The organism is Bacillus sp. FSL L8-0528 (genome assembly GCF_038593085.1).
Lineage (GTDB): Bacteria > Bacillota > Bacilli > Bacillales > Bacillaceae > Bacillus > Bacillus paralicheniformis.
Genome location: NZ_CP151961.1, coordinates 2,949,873 through 2,969,501, shown reverse-complemented (window position 1 = coordinate 2,969,501; position 19,629 = coordinate 2,949,873). Strand labels below are relative to the sequence as shown.

Here is a 19,629-nt window from a genome sequence, read left to right as displayed (position 1 = left end):
GAGCCGGGATTGCTGGAAACCGGTGACGGCCTCCGCTTGTGAACTCCCCTCTGAGTGTCAGCCTGAACGACTTCCAAGTTTAGTAAGGCTGGCCGGGTGAACGTCATGAACGTTCACTCGTTATTAAACCGGATAAGCGATTATCCATAAGGCGGCTTTAGAAAGCCGCGAACAAGGGTGGTACCGCGGAAAGAAAAGCCTTTTCGCCCCTTTGGCCTGCAAGGTGTGCAGCGTCAACAGTGGGCGGGAAGGCTTTTTTTAGCTGCAAAAGCAGATTGGAAACATGCTTTGCGGCATATATAAATTGATTATTTTTAAAAAAACCAATCGTGAATGAACAGTGATGATGATCACTTGATAAGGAGGAAGAAAAATGGGGACGAATGTACAGTTGGATGCTGAAAATGCCCAATGTACACAAACAATGGCAGGGGCGTCAATGCTGATCGAGGCTTTAAAACAGGAAAATGTCGAAGTGATCTACGGGTATCCCGGCGGTGCGGTCCTGTCGATTTATGACAAACTCTACGGATCGGGGATGTTTCATGTGCTGACGCGCCATGAACAAGGCGCCATCCACGCAGCCGAAGGATATGCGAGGATTTCAGGGAAACCGGGTGTCGTCATCGCCACATCCGGTCCGGGAGCGACCAACCTTGTAACGGGTCTGGCCGACGCGATGATCGATTCATTGCCTCTCGTCGTATTCACCGGTCAGGTTGCGACCTCGGTTATCGGATCTGACGCATTTCAAGAAGCTGACGTCATCGGAATTACGATGCCGATTACAAAGCACAGCTACCAGGTTCGCAATGCAGAAGATCTGCCGAGAATTATTAAAGAAGCATTCCATATCGCAACAACAGGAAGACCAGGCCCCGTTTTAATCGATATTCCTAAAGACATCGCCGTTGTAGAAGGAGAATTCCGCTACGACCATGAGATTCACCTTCCTGGCTATCAGCCGACGAAGGAACCGAATTATCTGCAGATCAGAAAGCTTGTAGAAGCGGTCAGTGCAGCGAAAAAGCCGGTAATTTTAGCGGGCGCGGGCGTTTTGCACGGGAAAGCGTCAGAAGAATTAAAAAATTATGTCGAACAGCAGCAAATTCCGGTGGCGCATACGCTGTTAGGTTTGGGAGGATTTCCGGCCGACCATCCGCTTTTCCTCGGGATGGCCGGAATGCACGGAACGTATGCGGCCAACATGGCTCTGTATGAAAGCGATCTGTTAATCAGCATCGGTGCGAGATTCGATGATCGGGTGACAGGGAACTTGAAGCATTTTGCAAAATATGCGAAAGTCGCTCACATTGACATCGATCCGGCTGAAATCGGCAAAATCGTTCATACGCACATTCCGGTTGTCGGCGACAGCAAGCTTGTACTGACAGAGCTGATCAAGCAAAACGGCAAACCGAGCGCTTCGGATGAGTGGAAAAAGCAGCTTGCGGACTGGAAAAACGAATATCCGCTCTGGTATGAAGAGAATGAAACAGAAGGATTCAAACCGCAGAAGCTGATCGAATATATCCACCGCTATACAAAAGGCGAAGCTATTTTAACGACGGACGTCGGACAGCATCAAATGTGGGCCGCGCAATTTTATCAGTTCCAAAAAGCCGACAGATGGGTCACTTCCGGCGGGCTCGGCACGATGGGCTTCGGACTTCCGGCGGCAATCGGAGCACAGCTTGCGGATAAGGATGCGACGGTTGTATCGATACTCGGCGACGGGGGATTCCAGATGACGCTGCAGGAGCTGTCCGTCATTCACGATCTGAACCTTCCGATCAAAGTCGTGGTCTTAAACAACCGCTGCCTCGGAATGGTACGGCAATGGCAGGAGATCTTTTACGATGAGCGCTATTCACACTCCAAGTTCGCATCACAGCCTGATTTCATCAAGCTGTCTGAAGCATACGGCATCAAAGGTGTCCGAATCACATCCGAAAAAGAAGCGGAAGAAAAGCTGGAAGCGGCGCTAACGTCGAATGAACCGATGGTCATCGATGTTCAGGTTGCACAAGCTGAAAAAGTATTTCCAATGGTTGCGCCTGGAAAAGGGCTGCACGAAATGGTGGGGGTGAAACCTTGAAAAGAATCATCACGCTGACGGTTTTGAATCAAAGCGGCGTCTTAAACAGAATTACAGGGTTGTTTACAAAACGGCATTACAACATTGAAAGCATTACCGTCGGCCACACCGAAACAGCGGGGATTTCCAGGATCACGTTTGTCGTTCATGTGGCAGATGAAAAAGAAACGGAACAGCTGACAAAACAATTAAACAAACAGATTGATGTACTGAAAGTCACGGACATTACAAATCAATCGATCGTCCAAAGAGAGCTGGCATTAATCAGGGTGGTTTCCCCTCCGTCGAGCAGGGCGGAAATAAACGGCGTCATTGAACCGTTTCGGGCGACTGTCGTCGATGTCGCAAAAGACAGCGTCGTGATTCAAGTGACGGGGGAATCAAGCAAGATCGAAGCCCTGATCGAACTGTTGAAACCATACGGGATTAAAGAGGTTGCCAGAACAGGCACCACGGCCTTTGCGAGGGGAACCCAGCAAAAGCCGGCCTCTATTAAAACAATATCTATTGTATAAAACATAAAAGGGAGAGATTGAAATGGTAAAAGTATATTATAACGGTGATATCAAAGAAAACGTATTGGCAGGCAAAAAAGTAGCGGTAATCGGATACGGCTCTCAAGGCCATGCGCACGCACTGAACCTGAAAGAAAGCGGAGTGGACGTCATTGTCGGCGTCAGAAAAGGGAAATCCTTTGCAAAAGCAGAGGAAGACGGCCATCAAGTTTTCACGGTAAGAGAAGCGGCAGAACAGGCCGACATCGTTATGGTGCTTCTTCCGGATGAACAGCAGCAAAAAGTGTATGAAGCGGAAATTAAAGACGGACTTCAAGCGGGCAATTCACTCGTATTCGCCCACGGATTCAACGTTCATTTCCATCAGATCGTGCCTCCGGCAGATGTTGACGTATTCCTTGTCGCTCCTAAAGGACCGGGCCATCTTGTCAGAAGAACGTTTGAACAAGGTGCAGGGGTTCCGGCGCTGTTTGCGATCTATCAGGATGTAACAGGGGAAGCGAAAGACAAAGCCCTTGCTTATGCTAAAGCGATCGGCGGAGCAAGAGCCGGTGTTCTAGAAACAACATTTAAAGAAGAAACTGAAACCGATCTTTTCGGCGAACAGGCGGTGCTGTGCGGAGGATTGACTTCCCTTGTCAAAGCAGGATTCGAAACGCTGACAGAAGCGGGCTATCAGCCTGAACTCGCATACTTCGAGTGTCTGCACGAGCTGAAGCTAATCGTCGACTTGATGTATGAAGAAGGTTTGGCAGGCATGAGATATTCGATTTCAGACACAGCGCAGTGGGGAGACTTCGTATCAGGCCCGCGCGTCGTCGATGAGAAGGTAAAAGCATCAATGAAAGAAGTATTGAAAGACATCCAAAACGGTACATTCGCGAAAGAATGGATCGTCGAAAACCAAGTCAACCGTCCGCGTTTCAACGCCATCAATACAAGCGAAAACGAACACGAAATCGAAGTGGTCGGCAGAAAGCTTCGCGAAATGATGCCGTTTGTCAAGCAGGGCAAGAAGAAGGAAGCGGTGGTAGCCGGTGCGAAAAATTAACTTTTTTGATACGACACTCCGTGACGGTGAACAGTCGCCGGGCGTTAATTTAAACACGCAGGAGAAGCTGGCGATCGCCCAGCAGCTTGAAAAACTCGGGGTCAACATTATGGAAGCGGGCTTCCCCGCTTCATCCCCCGGGGATTTCAACGCAGTAAAAGAAATCGCAAGGACGATTAAAAACTGTTCGGTAACGGGGCTTGCCCGCTCTGTCAAAGGAGATATCGATTCGGCGTGGGAAGCGCTCAAAGACGGGGCTGAACCAAGGCTTCACATTTTTATCGCCACTTCTGACATCCATTTAAAATATAAGCTGAAAAAAACGCGCGAACAGGTTCTGGAACAGGCGGTCGCAATGGTGAAATACGCCAAAGAACGCTTCCCGATCGTCCAGTGGTCTGCCGAAGATGCGTGCCGAACCGACCTTCCGTTTTTAGCCGAGTTCGTCAGCGAAGTGATCGCCGCGGGAGCGGACGTCGTCAATCTTCCGGATACGGTCGGTTATTTAGCGCCCGCCGAGTACGGAAATATCTTCCGCTATATTAAAGAAAATGCCCGCAATGCTGACAAAGTCACGCTTTCAGCTCATTGCCACGATGATTTAGGCATGGCTGTCGCCAACTCTTTGGCTGCGATTGAAAACGGAGCGGATCAAGTCGAATCGGTCATCAACGGCATAGGCGAAAGAGCAGGGAACGCCTCTCTTGAAGAAATCGCCGTCGCCCTTTATCTCAGAAAAGATTTCTACCAGGCGGAATCAACGATTCAGCTGAATGAGATTAAGCGGACAAGTGATTTAGTGAGCAAACTGACCGGCATGGCCGTGCCGCGGAACAAAGCGGTCGTCGGCGATAATGCCTTTGCCCACGAATCAGGCATTCACCAGGACGGTTTCTTAAAAGAAAAAACAACATATGAAATTATTTCTCCGGAGCTTGTCGGCGTGAAAACGGATGCGCTTGTGCTCGGAAAGCATTCAGGGCGCCACGCATTTAAAGATAAGCTGCAAAACCTCGGATTCCAGTTTGGAGAAGAAGAAATCAATAAATTTTTTAACATCTTTAAAGAGCTTACCGGCAAGAAAAAGGAATTTACGGATGAAGATCTCATCTCGCTGATTCTCGAGGAGAAAACGGCAGACCGCAAAATCGGCTATGAATTTATTTCACTGCAGGTTCATTACGGCACCTCGCAGGTTCCGACAGCAACGGTTTCCCTTAAAGATCAGGAAACGGATCAGATCATCCAGGAAGCGGCGACCGGAGCGGGTAGCGTTGAAGCGGTGTACAACACGCTGAAGCGCTGTATGGATAAAGAAGTCCAGCTCCTTGATTACCGGATTCAATCCAATCGCAAAGGACAGGATGCATTCGCGCAAGTATACGTCAGGGTGATGATCGACGGAAAAGAATCCGGAGGACGCGGAGTCGCCCAGGATGTTCTCGAAGCATCTGCCAAAGCTTACTTGAACGCAGTGAACCGCTATCTCGTATTGAAGACGAATACCGAAGGATTGTCAAAACAGGCGGCTGTAGGATCATAACAGTAATAAGGAAGGAGTTTGTTGAATTTGAAAAAACGAATCGCACTTTTGCCCGGTGACGGAATTGGTCCCGAAGTATTGGACGCGGCTGTTGATGTGCTGAAAAGCGTTGCTGAACATTATCAGCATGAATTCGAATTTGAATACGGCCTGATCGGCGGAGCGGCAATTGATGAGGCGGGAGCGCCGCTTCCCGAGGAAACTGTCGCCGCCTGCAAAGCTGCGGACGCCATTTTGCTCGGAGCAGTAGGCGGGCCGAAATGGGATCAAAATCCTTCTGAGCTGAGGCCTGAAAAAGGGCTGCTCGCCATCCGCAAGCAGCTCGATCTTTTTGCCAATCTGCGGCCTGTTAAAGTATTTGAAAGCCTTGCGGGGGCTTCTCCGTTAAAAACCGAATATATCGAAGGTGTTGACTTTGTCATCGTACGCGAGCTGACGGGCGGCTTGTATTTCGGAAAGCCGAGCGAGCAGTACGTCAATCAGAACGGCGAGGAAGAAGCCGTTGACACGCTGTTTTATAAAAAGTCGGAAATGGAAAGGGTCATCAGGGAGGCCTTCCAAATGGCGCAGAGACGAAAAGGCAAAGTGACCTCCGTTGATAAAGCGAACGTCCTTGAGTCAAGCAAACTATGGCGCAAGACGGCGGAAGAAGTAGCGAAAGAGTTTCCTGACGTCAAGCTTGAGCACATGCTCGTCGACAATGCAGCGATGCAGCTCATTTACGCGCCTGGACAGTTTGACATTATCGTGACTGAAAACATGTTCGGCGATATTTTAAGCGATGAAGCATCGATGCTGACCGGATCGCTCGGCATGCTGCCGTCGGCAAGCTTATCAAGCTCCGGACTTCATCTATATGAACCTGTGCACGGTTCGGCTCCTGATATCGCGGGACAGAACATTGCCAATCCGCTTGCGGCAATCTTGTCCGCGGCGATGATGCTCAGGACGTCATTCGGTCTTGAAGCTGAAGCGAAAGCTGTTGAACACGCAGTCGATCAAGTTCTCCGGGCAGGTAAGCGGACGAAGGACCTGGCAAAAGGATCGGAGCATTCCACGACTCAATCGATTACAGGGGAAGTAAAAGCTGCGCTGGCAGACGACAATGCCATTTCAAACATCATGACCGCTTACGTTTAAGGAAAATGGATATTGGTAGAGGGAGGAAGAAAGATGATGCCTCGAACGATCATCGAAAAAATTTGGGATCAACACGTGATTAAAAAAGGTGAAGGGAAGCCTGACCTTCTCTATATCGATCTGCATCTGATACACGAGGTAACGTCACCCCAGGCCTTTGAAGGCCTTAGGCAAAAGAACAGAAAAGTCAGACGGCCTCAAAATACGTTTGCCACAATGGACCACAACATTCCGACTGTCAATCGGTTTGAGATTAAAGATGATGTCGCCAAACGGCAGGTCAGTGCGCTCGAACGGAATTGCGAAGAATTCGGCATCCGCCTCGCAGACTTGTCAAGCGTCGACCAGGGGATCGTCCATGTCATCGGGCCTGAACTGGGGCTGACGCTGCCGGGCAAAACGATCGTTTGTGGAGACAGCCATACATCTACACACGGAGCGTTTGGCGCGCTCGCTTTCGGGATCGGAACGAGCGAGGTCGAGCACGTCTTGTCAACGCAGACGCTTTGGCAGCAAAAACCGAAGACGCTGGAAATCCGTGTTGACGGCAAACTGCAAAAAGGAGTGACGGCTAAAGACGTCATTCTGGCGGTCATCGGAAAATACGGGGTTAAATTCGGTGCGGGTTATGTCATTGAATATACCGGCGAAGTATTCCGAAACATGTCGATGGACGAACGGATGACGGTGTGCAACATGTCAATCGAAGCTGGGGCAAGAGCCGGATTGATTGCACCGGATGAAACAACATTTGAATATGTCAAAACGAAAAAATATGCGCCAAAAGGCGAAGAGTTTGAGAAAGCTGTAGAAGAGTGGAAGAATCTGAGAACCGATCCGGGGGCGGTCTACGACCGGACGATCGTGATGGACGGAAGCTCCATTTCGCCGATGGTGACGTGGGGCATCAACCCCGGCATGGTGCTGCCGGTTGATGAAGCGATTCCGGGGCCTGAGGCATTCTCGCAGGAAGACGATAAAAAAGAAGCGCAGCGCGCATATGAATATATGGGTCTTGAACCATATAAAAAAATCGAGGATATTACAATTGAGCACGTCTTTATCGGTTCATGCACCAACTCGCGCATGACAGATCTTCGCCAGGCGGCTGAAATGATAAAAGGCCAAAAAGTCGCTGACGGTGTCAGGGCGATCGTCGTTCCCGGCTCGCAAAGCGTCAAAATTCAAGCTGAAAAAGAAGGGCTTCACGAGATTTTCATCGAAGCGGGCTTTGAATGGAGAGAATCGGGATGCAGCATGTGTTTGAGCATGAACAACGATGTTGTCCCCGAAGGAGAGCGCTGTGCTTCCACTTCCAACCGCAATTTTGAAGGCAGGCAGGGCAAAGGGGCCAGGACGCATCTCGTCAGCCCGGCGATGGCTGCGATGGCCGCGATTCACGGACGCTTTGTCGATGTCAGAAAATATTACCAAGAGACAACAGCTGTATAGAGGAGTGACAAGATGGAGCCATTAAAGACCCATACCGGAATAGCGGCGGTGCTAAACAGAATCAACGTAGACACGGACCAGATCATTCCGAAGCAATTTTTAAAGAGGATCGAAAGAACGGGGTACGGACGTTTTGCTTTCTTTGACTGGAGGTATTTGGATAACGGCGATCCCAACCCTGATTTTGAGCTGAACCGGCCGGAATACAAAGACGCTTCAATTTTAATCGCCGGCGAAAACTTCGGCTGCGGCTCTTCAAGGGAACACGCGCCATGGGCGCTTGACGACTACGGATTTAAAATCATTATCGCGCCGTCTTTTGCCGATATCTTTCACCAAAACTGTTTTAAAAACGGCATGCTGCCGATCCGCCTTCCTTATGAGACGTGGAAAGAGCTTGCTGAACAGTATGAGTATCAATCTTTGCCGATGACTGTCGATCTCGAAAAACAGACGATAACAGACCACGCCGGGCAGCAGATTGCCTTTGAGGTCGATCCGCATTGGAAAGAGATGCTGCTGAACGGTTACGATGAAATTTCTTTAACATTGCTCCTTGAAGAAGAAATCGAACAATTTGAGAAACAGAGAAGTTCTTGGCTGCAAGCATAAAAAAGCTGTCCGATGTAGATCGGAGGCTTTTTTTTGCTGGCGGAAGCATACTGCCGCCGGTTCTTTCTTGTGTTTAGCGGGCCGGGTTGATACACTTGTTAAAAAATAAGTGCCTGAAAGGAACTTAGAAATGAAGCATGACAAGAAAAACTCGAAGATCATCCCGTTCCCGAACGTTAAGGAGCGTTTAGTGCACAAAGGGATGGCCGCGCTCAAAGAAAAGAATTACCACGAAGCGCTCAGGCTGTTTTCTGAAGCGAAGCGCTATGATGACGAGGAATCGGATATTTACCTGGGAATGGCCATCTGCCTGCTGGAAATCGGCGAGCTTGAAGAAGCGAAAGGCATCTGCGAAAAAATGCTGAAAGAAGGCCACGGCCATTATTTTACCGTTTTACAAGTCTATATGACGATTTTAATCCAGCTCAGACAATACGAAAAAGTAAAAGAAACGATTGAAGCTGTACTCGAAGAAAACAAGCTGCCTCCTGAAAGCGCGGAACAGTTTTATAAACTGCTTGATTTCAGCCGCAAGATGACGGAAGACCCCAGACCTGAGGACATCACCGAAGACCTTCCCGAGACGGAGGAGGTTGATCAGGAAAGGCTTTTGAATGACACGGAAGAGCAGGTTAAGCTTCTTCACGGACTGAAGGACCGCAATCTGACAAGCTATATCGGCTTGTTGAAAACGATTCTGCAAAATCCGAGCGCGCATCCTGTCGTAAAAACGATGATTCTTCAGCTTTTGGCCGAGTCAGACCATGAAAAGCCGACGCTTGTCGCAAAATTTGGCGATTCGATGACAATTAATCCGACAGAGACGGTCAAGCCGGATGATATGCCGATATTAAAGCATGTTCTGAGCGTGCTCGATGACACGCTGGGGAATGAAAATCCCACGCTGTACCAAGCGGTCGAAGAGCTGTGGAGAAGACATATTTACGTCCTCTACCCGTTTCAGCCGAAATACTCAAACCGCGAGCTCTGGGCTGCCGCGCTGCATAAAGTCGGATACGAGATGCACGGGATCGACATCGATAAAGAGGAGCTTCATATTCTCTATGAATTCAATGACAGACAGCTTGACGAGGCCTGCGCGCTCATCAAAGACATAGAAGAAATTTCTTATTTGTAAATGTTGAAAGCAGCGGGCATTGTGTTATAATATAGTGGTTGCATTTGTGAAAAACGGAAGCTGTTCCGTTTGCCGCTTAAGGTTCATTATTTATCTTTGTATACATAATGATGGCTGTCAGAAACACATGAGCTGCACACAGTCGGCAGCTTGCGATGGACGTAGCCGTTTGCTTGTTTTAAAATGGAAAACCGACACAACCTGAATAGATTTTGGAGGGAAACACATGTCAGTAAAATGGGAAAAGCAAGAAGGAAACGAAGGCGTTTTAACGGTTGAGGTAGATGCCGATACCTTTAATAAAGCCCTTGATGATGCATTTAAAAAAGTCGTAAAGCAAGTATCCATTCCTGGATTCCGCAAAGGGAAAGTGCCGCGCGGTTTGTTTGAACAGCGTTTTGGCGTTGAGGCGCTTTATCAGGATGCGCTGGACATCCTGCTTCCTGTCGAGTATCCGAAAGCGGTAGAGGAAGCGGGCATTGAGCCTGTTGACCGCCCGGAAATCGATGTGGAAAAAATCGAAAAAGGCGAAAACCTGATCTTCACTGCGAAGGTAACGGTTAAGCCTGAAGTGAAACTTGGCGAATACAAAGGCCTTGGCATTGAAAAAGACGACACTGCCGTAACGGATGAAGACGTTCAAAACGAACTGAAGTCTCTTCAAGAGCGCCAGGCTGAACTCGTTGTAAAAGAAGACGGCAAAGTGGAAGAAGGGGACACTGTTGTTCTTGACTTCGAAGGATTCGTAGACGGCGAAGCGTTCGAAGGCGGAAAAGCGGAAAACTATTCCCTTGAAGTCGGTTCAGGCTCTTTCATTCCAGGCTTTGAAGATCAGCTTGTCGGACTTGAAGCCGGTGCTGAAAAAGACGTAGAAGTGACATTCCCTGAGGAATACCATGCGGAAGAGCTTGCGGGCAAACCTGCCGTATTCAAAGTGAAAATCCACGAAATCAAAGCGAAGGAGCTTCCTGAGCTTAATGACGAGTTTGCGAAAGATGTCGATGAGGAAGTTGAAACGCTTGCCGAGCTGACTGAAAAAACGAAAAAACGTCTCGAGGAAGCAAAAGAAAACGAAGCGGACGCTAAACTTCGCGAAGAGCTTGTCGTGAAAGCAGCTGAAAACGCTGAAGCTGACATTCCTCAAGCGATGATCGACACAGAGCTTGACCGCATGATGAAAGAATTCGAACAGCGTCTGCAAATGCAGGGCATGAACCTTGAGCTTTACTTCCAATTCTCAGGACAGGATGAAAACGCGCTGAAAGAGCAAATGAAAGAGGATGCTGAAAAACGCGTAAAATCCAACCTGACACTGGAAGCGATCGCCAAAGCCGAAAACCTTCAAGTCACTGACGAAGAAGTCGAAGAAGAGCTTTCTAAAATGGCTGAAGCGTACAACATGCCTGTTGAAAACATCAAACAAGCAATCGGTTCTACAGAAGGAATGAAAGAGGACTTAAAAGTTCGCAAAGCAATTGATTTTCTTGTAGAAAACCGTTAATATGTTTCATAATCATACTTTATATAAAACAGGGCGCGAATGTTTCGTGCCTTGTTTTATACAATTTTGACTTATCATCTTTTCTTTGGGAAAGGATAGATAATGTCGTTTTGATCAACATACATATTGAATATGCCGAACGGCAAACACAACGTTATCGCCTTTTTGGAAAGTGTGGTAAAATGCAATACATAATGGAACGAATGTTTTCAAGCGATGTTTCTTTTAACGAAGAAACAGGAATGACAAGGATATAAGGGGTGAAAGAATGTTTAAATTCAACGAGGAAAAAGGACAATTAAAATGCTCGTTTTGCGGCAAAACACAAGATCAGGTACGCAAGCTTGTCGCCGGACCAGGCGTATATATATGTGACGAGTGCATCGAACTTTGCACTGAAATTGTAGAAGAAGAACTCGGCTCTGAAGAAGAAGTGGAGTTCAAAGATGTTCCGAAACCAAAGGAAATCCGCGAGATTCTTGATGAATACGTCATCGGCCAGGACCAGGCAAAAAAATCCCTTGCCGTGGCTGTCTACAATCATTACAAGCGGATCAATTCGAACAGCAAAGTCGATGATGTCGAGCTGTCAAAAAGTAATATTTCCATGATCGGACCGACTGGAAGCGGAAAAACGCTTCTTGCTCAAACGCTAGCCCGCATCCTGAATGTGCCGTTCGCCATTGCGGATGCCACTTCGCTTACTGAAGCAGGCTATGTCGGTGAAGATGTGGAGAACATTTTGCTTAAGCTGATCCAGGCTGCTGACTACGATGTTGAAAAAGCGGAAAAAGGCATTATCTACATCGATGAAATCGATAAAGTGGCGAGAAAGTCTGAGAACCCTTCGATTACACGCGATGTATCAGGTGAAGGCGTTCAGCAGGCTCTGCTTAAAATTCTTGAAGGTACGGTTGCAAGTGTTCCTCCACAAGGCGGAAGAAAGCATCCTCATCAAGAATTCATCCAGATTGACACAACCAACATCCTGTTCATTTGCGGCGGAGCTTTTGACGGAATCGAGCAAATCATCAAACGCCGTCTCGGTCAGAAGGTCATCGGCTTCGGCTCTGACAACAAGCATGAAGATCTTGAAAAAGAAGCGCTTCTTTCCAAAGTGCTTCCGGAAGACTTGCTTCGCTTCGGGCTGATCCCTGAATTCATCGGCCGTCTCCCGATCATCGCAAGCCTTGAACCGCTCGATGAAAAAGCGCTGGTTGAAATTTTAACAAAACCGAAAAACGCACTTGTTAAACAATATAGAAAAATGCTTGAGCTGGATGATGTGGAGCTTGTATTTGAAGACGAAGCGCTCACAGAAATCGCCAAAAAAGCAATTGAACGTAAAACAGGAGCACGCGGACTTCGTTCCATTATCGAAGGAATCATGCTTGACGTGATGTTCGATCTGCCGTCCCGCGAGGATATTGAAAAATGCGTGATTACAGGCAAAACCGTCACTGACGGCGAACCGCCGCGTCTCATTATGAAAGACGGCACGGTCGTCAATAAAGACAAAAAAACTTCAGCATAATGCAGAGAACCTCCTAGCCAAAAGGAGGTTCTTTTTGCATTCGGAAACCGTCGGTATACAGAAAAAAGTGACGGTTTGAAAAGCGAAATTATCCCTTTCTGTACGTTTATTCCCTCCCTGATCAGGAAATACTATCTGACATACTTCAAGATACGAAACCATTTCAGGAGGGACCATCAGTTGAGCTGGACGAGCATTGCACTTTTTGTACAACTATTTTTCGGGATCATCATCGGATTATATTTTTGGAATCTGCTCAAGAATCAAAGAACCCAAAAGGTTACGATAGACAGAGAGTCCAAAAAAGAGATGGAACAGCTCCGGAAAATGAGATCAATCCATTTATCAGAACCGTTATCAGAAAAGGTGAGGCCGACAGCTTTTAAAGACATCGTCGGCCAAGAGGACGGCATTAAAGCACTGAAAGCCGCCCTTTGCGGACCAAATCCGCAGCATGTCATTATTTACGGCCCTCCAGGTGTGGGGAAAACGGCAGCTGCAAGGCTTGTCCTCGAAGAAGCGAAAAAGAACAAGCGCTCACCGTTCCAGGAACATTCCGTCTTTGTCGAGCTTGACGCGACAACGGCCCGTTTCGACGAGCGGGGAATCGCCGACCCGTTGATCGGTTCGGTCCACGATCCGATTTATCAGGGTGCCGGAGCGATGGGGCAGGCCGGAATTCCTCAGCCAAAGCAGGGAGCCGTTACGCATGCACACGGCGGGGTATTATTCATCGACGAAATCGGAGAGCTTCATCCGATTCAAATGAATAAAATGCTGAAGGTGCTTGAAGATCGGAAAGTGTTTTTGGAAAGCGCCTATTACAGTGAAGAAAACACGCAAATCCCCAAACACATCCACGACATTTTTCAAAACGGGCTGCCGGCGGATTTCAGACTGATCGGCGCGACGACGAGGATGCCTGACGAAATCCCGCCAGCGATTCGGTCGAGATGTCTGGAAGTGTTTTTCCGCGACCTTGAAAAGCAAGAATTAAAAACGGTCGCCAAAAAAGCGGCTGATAAGATTCAGAAGAAAGTCGCAGAGGAAGGACTTGACTTGTTGACGCGGTATGCGAGAAACGGCCGCGAAGTCGTCAATATGATGCAAATCGCCGCCGGAATGGCTTTGACTGAAGAGCGCGACGAGGTGACGGTTGAAGATATCGAATGGGTGATCCATTCGAGCCAGCTGACACCGAAATACGAACAAAAAATCGCCTCCAAACCGCAGATCGGCATCGTCAACGGACTTGCCGTCCACGGCCCTAACAGCGGTTCGCTGCTCGAAATTGAAGTCACAGTCAACAAGGCTGCTGATAAGGGATCGATTAATATCACAGGCATCGCAGAAGAAGAGAATATCGGCAACCAGTCAAAATCGATCCGCCGGAAAAGCATGGCGAAAGGATCGGTCGAAAATGTCATGACTGTATTGCGGACAATGGGAGTAAAAGCTTCGGATTATGATATTCACGTGAATTTTCCCGGCGGTATCCCGGTTGACGGACCATCTGCAGGAATTGCAATGGCGGCGGGTATTTTCTCCGCCATTCATAAGGTTCCGATAGACCATACTGTCGCCATGACAGGGGAAATCAGCCTGAACGGCCGGGTAAAGCCGATCGGCGGCGTGATTCCGAAAATCAAAGCGGCCAAGCATGCGGGGGCAAAAACGGTCATTATTCCGCACGAAAATGTCCAGTCGATTTTAAAGCGGATAGAAGGCGTACATATCATTCCCGTCAAAACCTTGCAGGAAGTGCTGGACCTTGCATTGGTCAACCCTCCTTCAGAAATGCCTGACGGCGCTCAAATGAAAAGAGAATCCGTATAAATCCCCATCGTTTCAGATGGGGATTTTTTTCGGGCCGGTTTTCTCCGACAGGCGCCGGCATGTTTTCTTAGCGGAGGACATCTTTTCCTTTTTCAGAACTGAAAGAAAGGGTATACTACAGGAGACCCTTTTTATTTCGCCGGGCTTACAATTGTACAGGGATAAAAAAAGTATATTATAATGGTTCATACTAAAGTTACGGAGGTGTCAGTCAAAATGGCAGATGAAACGAAACGAAACATCCCGCTCCTCCCTTTAAGAGGTTTACTCGTCTATCCGACGATGGTTTTGCACCTTGACGTCGGACGTGAAAAATCGGTTCAGGCGCTTGAACAGGCGATGATGAATGACCATATGATCTTTTTGGCAACACAAAAGGATATATCCATAGACGAACCGGATGAAGACGAGATTTTTACATTCGGAACCTATACGAAAATCAAGCAGATGCTCAAGCTGCCGAACGGAACAATCCGCGTTTTGGTGGAGGGGCTGCAGCGCGCCCGCATTCTTGAGTATCATGATTTAGATGAATATACGTCTGTAAAAATCGAACGAATCGATGAAGAGACTGAAAAAGATGTTGAAGATGAAGCACTCATGCGCACATTGCTTGACCACTTCGATCAATACATAAAGATTTCGAAAAAAATATCGGCTGAAACATTTGCCGCTGTGACAGATATTGAAGAGCCGGGAAGAATGGCCGATATCGTCGCGTCCCACCTGCCGCTTAAGCTGAAAGACAAGCAGGAAGTGCTGGAAACAATCGATGTCAAAGCCAGATTAAACAAAGTGATCGACCTGATTCACAACGAAAAAGAAGTCCTTGAGATTGAAAAGAAGATCGGGCAGCGCGTCAAGCGTTCAATGGAAAGAACGCAAAAGGAGTATTACCTGCGCGAGCAGATGAAAGCCATCCAAAAAGAGCTTGGCGATAAAGAAGGAAAAACGGGCGAGGTCCAAAAGCTGACTGAGAAAATCGAACAGGCCGGCATGCCTGACAATGTGAAAGAAACCGCGTTTAAAGAGCTGAACCGGTACGAAAAAATTCCGTCAAGCTCAGCTGAAAGCTCTGTCATCCGCAATTATATTGAATGGCTTATTTCCCTCCCGTGGAACGATGCGACAGAAGACAGGCTTGATTTAAATCTCGCCAGTCAAATCCTTGATGAAGAACACCACGGCCTTGAAAAAGTGAAAGAACGGGTTCTCGAATATTTGGCAGTCCAAAAGCTGACCCGCTCGTTAAAAGGGCCGATCTTATGCTTGGCCGGACCTCCGGGTGTCGGAAAAACCTCGCTGGCCAAATCGATCGCCAAATCGCTCGGACGCAAATTTGTCCGCATTTCCCTTGGCGGCGTGAGGGATGAATCTGAAATCCGCGGCCACCGCCGCACATATGTAGGCGCCATGCCTGGCCGCATTATTCAGGGGATGAAAAAAGCAGGCAAGAACAATCCCGTGTTCCTTTTGGACGAGATTGACAAAATGGCTTCGGATTTCAGGGGGGATCCTGCTTCAGCGATGCTGGAAGTGCTCGATCCTGAACAAAACCATACGTTCAGCGACCATTATATTGAAGAGACGTTTGATTTATCAAAGGTTTTGTTTATTGCAACCGCGAACAACCTGGCCACAATCCCCGGTCCGCTCAGAGACCGTATGGAGATCATCACGATCGCGGGCTATACGGAAGTGGAAAAGGTCGAAATCGTCAAAGACCATCTGCTTCCAAAACAGCTGAAAGAACACGGTCTGAAAAAATCCAATCTGCAAATACGGGAGCAGGCTGTCCTGGATGTTATTAGCTATTATACGAGGGAAGCCGGCGTCAGAAGTCTTGAACGCCAAATCGCAGCGATATGCAGAAAAGCGGCAAAGCTGATCGTATCAGGGGAAAGAAAAAGAATTACGGTCACGGACAAAAACCTTGAAGACTATTTAGGAAAAAGAATGTTCAGGTACGGACAGGCTGAGCTCGACGATCAGATCGGCGTTGTCACAGGTCTCGCCTACACGACGGTCGGCGGAGATACGCTGTCCATCGAAGTGTCTCTTTCCCCCGGGAAAGGCAAGCTCATTTTAACCGGAAAGCTCGGCGATGTCATGAGAGAGTCGGCACAAGCCGCATTCAGCTATGTCCGTTCAAAAGCGGAAGAGTTGAACATCAGCCCTGATTTTCATGAAAAACACGATATTCACATTCACGTGCCGGAAGGGGCAGTTCCGAAGGACGGCCCATCCGCGGGGATCACAATGGCGACAGCTCTTGTTTCGGCGCTGACGGGCCGACCTGTTTCACGAAATGTCGGCATGACCGGCGAAATCACGTTAAGAGGCCGCGTTCTTCCGATCGGCGGCTTGAAGGAAAAGGCGCTCGGCGCACACCGTGCCGGCTTAAAGACTGTCATTATGCCGAAAGATAATGAAAAAGACATTGAGGACATTCCAAACAGCGTGCGGGAAGGCTTAACCTTCATTCCCGTCGCTCACCTGGACGAAGTTCTAAAGCATGCGCTAGTAGGAGAAGAGAAATGAAAGTAACGAAATCAGAGATTGTCATCAGTGCGGTGAAACCCGAGCAGTACCCTGAAGGGGGACTGCCGGAAATCGCCCTTGCCGGGAGATCTAATGTCGGAAAATCGTCATTTATCAATACAATGATCAACCGTAAAAACTTAGCGAGGACATCATCAAAACCGGGCAAAACACAGACATTAAACTTTTATATCATTAACGATGTCCTTCACTTTGTCGATGTGCCCGGTTACGGATTTGCGAAAGTCTCCAAAACGGAGCGCGAGGCTTGGGGCCGTATGATAGAGACGTATTTGACATCCCGCGAAGAACTGAAAGCGGTCGTTCAAATTGTCGACCTCAGGCATGCTCCTTCACAGGATGATGTCATGATGTACGACTTTTTAAAGCATTATGAAATTCCTGTGATCGTGATTGCGACAAAAGCGGATAAAATCCCTAAAGGTAAATGGGAAAAGCATGCCAAAGTCGTCAAAGAGACGCTCAATATAGAAAAAGAAGACAAGCTCATCTTGTTTTCCTCCGAGACGAAAAAGGGTAAACAAGAAGCGTGGTCGGCGATCGAGCAAATGATCGCGAGATAAAAGAAAAAGCACTTGCGGGATTGATGCAAGTGCTTTTCTTGAATAAACTATTTTCTTTTTAAGAATAATAAAAGCAGACTAACCGCGATAAAAGCGGCCGGCCAATAAGCTTCTACATATGCCGTCTCGATATTCGCCGTCTTCAGCCAGGCGGCAATCTGCCGGAAAAAGTAAAGATAGAGGGCGACAGCGATCATCAGCAGACTCTCATATTGATATTCTTTCGTCTTAAACGATTTGACAAGAAGCGCCGCACCGAGGATCAGCACGATGACCGCAAAATCATCCGCGCGGCTGAAATAGTCCTCTTTAAATGTGAAATAAACGCCGATCGCTGTCATGAAGAGCCCGGCAAAGGAATGGGCGGAATCGGCTTCCTTCTGCCCCTGATAAAAAAGAGCCAGCCCGATGAGCCCCGCAAGTACAGACCATTCTTCCTGTCCGTCAAACAGGCTGATCCGGCCCGACCGCAGAAAGGCGTAGACAGCCACGGCTATCAACAGCAATGGAAGCAAAACAGATTTCTTTTTCAAAGTATCACCTTCTTGATGTAGTGAAAGAAATAGAAACACATTTTCTACTATATCACATCAATTTTTTAAAATCTGTTCACATTTTGGGAAGAGAAAATAGTGAATATATGTTATAATCGTTTTGAATAATAAATTCTATATTATAATCATTCTAATTTAGATAGATGTTGGGGGTGCAAGCAAGAGTTATGCATATACTTGTCGTGGGATTGGATTACAAATCAGCCCCTGTTGATATACGTGAAAAGTTAACCTTTCAGCCGGATGAGCTGGGGCAGGCGATGTCGCAATTGAAAGAAGAAAAAAGCATACTTGAGAACATCATCGTGTCGACATGCAACCGGACAGAGCTGTATGCAGTCGTTGATCAGCTGCACACCGGACGTTATTATATGAAAATGTTTTTGGCGAACTGGTTCGGATTTAGTAAAGAGGACATTTCGCCTTACTTGAAGTTTTATGAAAACGACGGAGCCGTTGAACATTTGTTCCGCGTATCGTGCGGATTGGATTCGATGGTTATTGGAGAAACGCAGATTTTAGGCCAAGTGCGTACAAGTTTTAAGCTGGCTCAGGAAGAGAAGACAATTGGTACCGTTTTCAACTATTTGTTTAAGCAGGCGGTCACCGTCGCGAAGCGCTGCCATGCCGAAACGGATATTGCTTCAAATGCTGTATCTGTCAGCTATGCAGCCGTCGAGCTTGCAAGGAAAATCTTCGGCGACCTTTCCGATAAACACGTGCTGATTCTCGGTGCGGGCAAGATGGGGGAGCTTGCGGTTCAAAACCTGCACGGCCACGGAATCGGACAGGTTACCGTGATCAACAGAACATTTTCAAAAGCGAAGGAGCTTGCCGGCCGTTTTTCAGGCGCGGCGAAAAGCTTAAATGAGCTGCAATGCGCTTTGATGGAAGCCGACATTCTCATCAGTTCAACGGGCGCCAGCGGCTATGTCGTCACAAAAGAGATGATCGAACATGTCAATAAGCTTCGCAAAGGATGTCCGCTTTTTATGGTGGATATTGCCGTGCCGCGGGATCTTGACCCGGCTCTCAGCGAAGTGGAAGGCGTCTTTCTGTACGATATTGACGATCTTGAAGGGATCGTGGAAGAAAATTTGAAGGAGCGTCAGGCCGTTGCTGAAGAAGTGGAGCTGATTATTGAAGCTGAGATCGTCGCTTTTAAACAATGGCTGAATACGCTCGGCGTCGTGCCGGTCATCTCTGCTCTCAGGGAAAAAGCTTTGACAATCCAGGCGGAAACGATGCAGAGCATCGAACGGAAGCTCCCTCACTTGAGCACAAGAGAGAAAAAACTTTTAAACAAGCATACGAAAAGCATTATCAACCAGCTTTTGCGCGACCCGATTTTAAAAGTGAAGGAGTTTGCGTCAGAAGCTGATGCCGAAGAAAAGCTTGCGCTGTTTACGCAGATTTTTGATATTGAAGAAGCGGCTTTTCCTGACGGAGAGAAACAAGACGAACGCCAGCCGGTTCATGCGTTTAAGCGGCAAAACCAGCAGGGTTTGACTTCTATCGCGAGCGAGTGAC

Annotated in this window: 15 protein-coding genes and 1 other annotated feature (1 of these 16 cut by a window edge); of the genes, 14 read left to right on the top strand and 1 reads right to left on the bottom strand. The window is 47.9% G+C overall.

All coding sequences use genetic code 11. The features are described from left to right. Window positions 1-214 (top strand) — a binding site (T-box leader) (it extends 48 nt beyond the left edge of the window). A 159-nt stretch (window positions 215-373) separates the two neighbouring features. From ilvB to yihA, 13 genes are all read left to right on the top strand, one after another. Beyond that, complete coding sequence (gene ilvB / locus MHI30_RS15125) at window positions 374-2,098, top strand: acetolactate synthase large subunit (RefSeq protein WP_075752014.1); 1,725 nt, start codon at window positions 374-376, stop codon at window positions 2,096-2,098. Next, window positions 2,095-2,613, top strand: a complete 519-nt coding sequence (ilvN, locus tag MHI30_RS15120; RefSeq protein WP_075752015.1) for an acetolactate synthase small subunit — start codon at window positions 2,095-2,097, stop codon at window positions 2,611-2,613. Before ilvB ends, ilvN begins: the two co-directional genes overlap by 4 nt. A 22-nt stretch (window positions 2,614-2,635) precedes the next feature. Beyond that, window positions 2,636-3,664: a ketol-acid reductoisomerase gene (ilvC, locus tag MHI30_RS15115; RefSeq protein ID WP_020452476.1), complete on the top strand. Its 1,029-nt coding sequence runs from the start codon at window positions 2,636-2,638 to the stop codon at window positions 3,662-3,664. Then, window positions 3,651-5,207: a 2-isopropylmalate synthase gene (locus MHI30_RS15110; RefSeq protein ID WP_075752016.1), complete on the top strand. Its 1,557-nt coding sequence runs from the start codon at window positions 3,651-3,653 to the stop codon at window positions 5,205-5,207. The genes ilvC and MHI30_RS15110 overlap by 14 nt, the downstream gene beginning before the upstream one ends. 27 nt (window positions 5,208-5,234) lie before the next feature. Beyond that, window positions 5,235-6,347 carry a 3-isopropylmalate dehydrogenase gene (leuB, locus tag MHI30_RS15105; RefSeq protein WP_075752017.1) on the top strand — a complete coding sequence of 371 codons (1,113 nt, stop codon included), beginning with the start codon at window positions 5,235-5,237 and terminating at the stop codon, window positions 6,345-6,347. Between the two features lie 33 nt (window positions 6,348-6,380). Further along, on the top strand, window positions 6,381-7,799 hold the full coding sequence (leuC, locus tag MHI30_RS15100) for a 3-isopropylmalate dehydratase large subunit (protein WP_075752018.1): 1,419 nt from the start codon (window positions 6,381-6,383) through the stop codon (window positions 7,797-7,799). A gap of 12 nt (window positions 7,800-7,811) precedes the next feature. Further along, window positions 7,812-8,411 (top strand): 3-isopropylmalate dehydratase small subunit, encoded by a 600-nt coding sequence (gene leuD / locus MHI30_RS15095; protein ID WP_075752019.1) that lies wholly within the window; start codon window positions 7,812-7,814, stop codon window positions 8,409-8,411. A gap of 130 nt (window positions 8,412-8,541) precedes the next feature. Then, window positions 8,542-9,549, top strand: a complete 1,008-nt coding sequence (gene ddcA / locus MHI30_RS15090) for a DNA damage checkpoint antagonist DdcA (RefSeq protein ID WP_075752020.1) — start codon at window positions 8,542-8,544, stop codon at window positions 9,547-9,549. A gap of 226 nt (window positions 9,550-9,775) precedes the next feature. After that, complete coding sequence (gene tig / locus MHI30_RS15085) at window positions 9,776-11,050, top strand: trigger factor (RefSeq protein WP_020452470.1); 1,275 nt, start codon at window positions 9,776-9,778, stop codon at window positions 11,048-11,050. A gap of 268 nt (window positions 11,051-11,318) precedes the next feature. Continuing rightward, window positions 11,319-12,584 carry an ATP-dependent protease ATP-binding subunit ClpX gene (gene clpX / locus MHI30_RS15080; RefSeq protein ID WP_003184083.1) on the top strand — a complete coding sequence of 422 codons (1,266 nt, stop codon included), beginning with the start codon at window positions 11,319-11,321 and terminating at the stop codon, window positions 12,582-12,584. A gap of 180 nt (window positions 12,585-12,764) precedes the next feature. Then, a complete protein-coding gene (gene lonB / locus MHI30_RS15075; RefSeq protein WP_075752021.1) occupies window positions 12,765-14,420 on the top strand; it encodes an ATP-dependent protease LonB in 1,656 nt (551 codons plus the stop codon). 216 nt (window positions 14,421-14,636) lie between these two features. Beyond that, the gene (gene lon, locus MHI30_RS15070) at window positions 14,637-16,961 is read left to right on the top strand and encodes an endopeptidase La (protein ID WP_075752022.1); all 2,325 of its coding nucleotides are present in this window, start codon (window positions 14,637-14,639) and stop codon (window positions 16,959-16,961) included. Next, the gene (gene yihA / locus MHI30_RS15065; RefSeq protein WP_075752023.1) at window positions 16,958-17,545 is read left to right on the top strand and encodes a ribosome biogenesis GTP-binding protein YihA/YsxC; all 588 of its coding nucleotides are present in this window, start codon (window positions 16,958-16,960) and stop codon (window positions 17,543-17,545) included. The genes lon and yihA overlap by 4 nt, the downstream gene beginning before the upstream one ends. A 47-nt stretch (window positions 17,546-17,592) precedes the next feature. Here yihA and MHI30_RS15060 read toward each other — a convergent pair whose 3' ends face one another. Then, window positions 17,593-18,078: a hypothetical protein gene (locus tag MHI30_RS15060; RefSeq protein WP_020452466.1), complete on the bottom strand. Its 486-nt coding sequence runs from the start codon at window positions 18,076-18,078 to the stop codon at window positions 17,593-17,595. Window positions 18,079-18,266: 188 nt separating this feature from the next. On the opposite strand from MHI30_RS15060, the gene hemA reads away from it, so the two are divergent. Further along, window positions 18,267-19,628 carry a glutamyl-tRNA reductase gene (hemA, locus tag MHI30_RS15055; protein ID WP_075752024.1) on the top strand — a complete coding sequence of 454 codons (1,362 nt, stop codon included), beginning with the start codon at window positions 18,267-18,269 and terminating at the stop codon, window positions 19,626-19,628. The last annotated feature ends 1 nt before the right edge of the window (window position 19,629 follow it).

Bases quoted from the DNA above. Each gene is read 5' to 3' on its own strand.
- ilvB (WP_075752014.1), top strand. From the start codon at position 374: ATGGGGACGAATGTACAGTTGGATGCTGAAAATGCCCAATGTACACAA.
- ilvC (WP_020452476.1), top strand. From the start codon at position 2,636: ATGGTAAAAGTATATTATAACGGTGATATCAAAGAAAACGTATTGGCA.
- leuC (WP_075752018.1), top strand. From the start codon at position 6,381: ATGATGCCTCGAACGATCATCGAAAAAATTTGGGATCAACACGTGATT.
- leuD (WP_075752019.1), top strand. From the start codon at position 7,812: ATGGAGCCATTAAAGACCCATACCGGAATAGCGGCGGTGCTAAACAGA.
- ddcA (WP_075752020.1), top strand. From the start codon at position 8,542: ATGAAGCATGACAAGAAAAACTCGAAGATCATCCCGTTCCCGAACGTT.
- tig (WP_020452470.1), top strand. From the start codon at position 9,776: ATGTCAGTAAAATGGGAAAAGCAAGAAGGAAACGAAGGCGTTTTAACG.
- clpX (WP_003184083.1), top strand. From the start codon at position 11,319: ATGTTTAAATTCAACGAGGAAAAAGGACAATTAAAATGCTCGTTTTGC.
- lon (WP_075752022.1), top strand. From the start codon at position 14,637: ATGGCAGATGAAACGAAACGAAACATCCCGCTCCTCCCTTTAAGAGGT.
- yihA (WP_075752023.1), top strand. From the start codon at position 16,958: ATGAAAGTAACGAAATCAGAGATTGTCATCAGTGCGGTGAAACCCGAG.
- hemA (WP_075752024.1), top strand. From the start codon at position 18,267: ATGCATATACTTGTCGTGGGATTGGATTACAAATCAGCCCCTGTTGAT.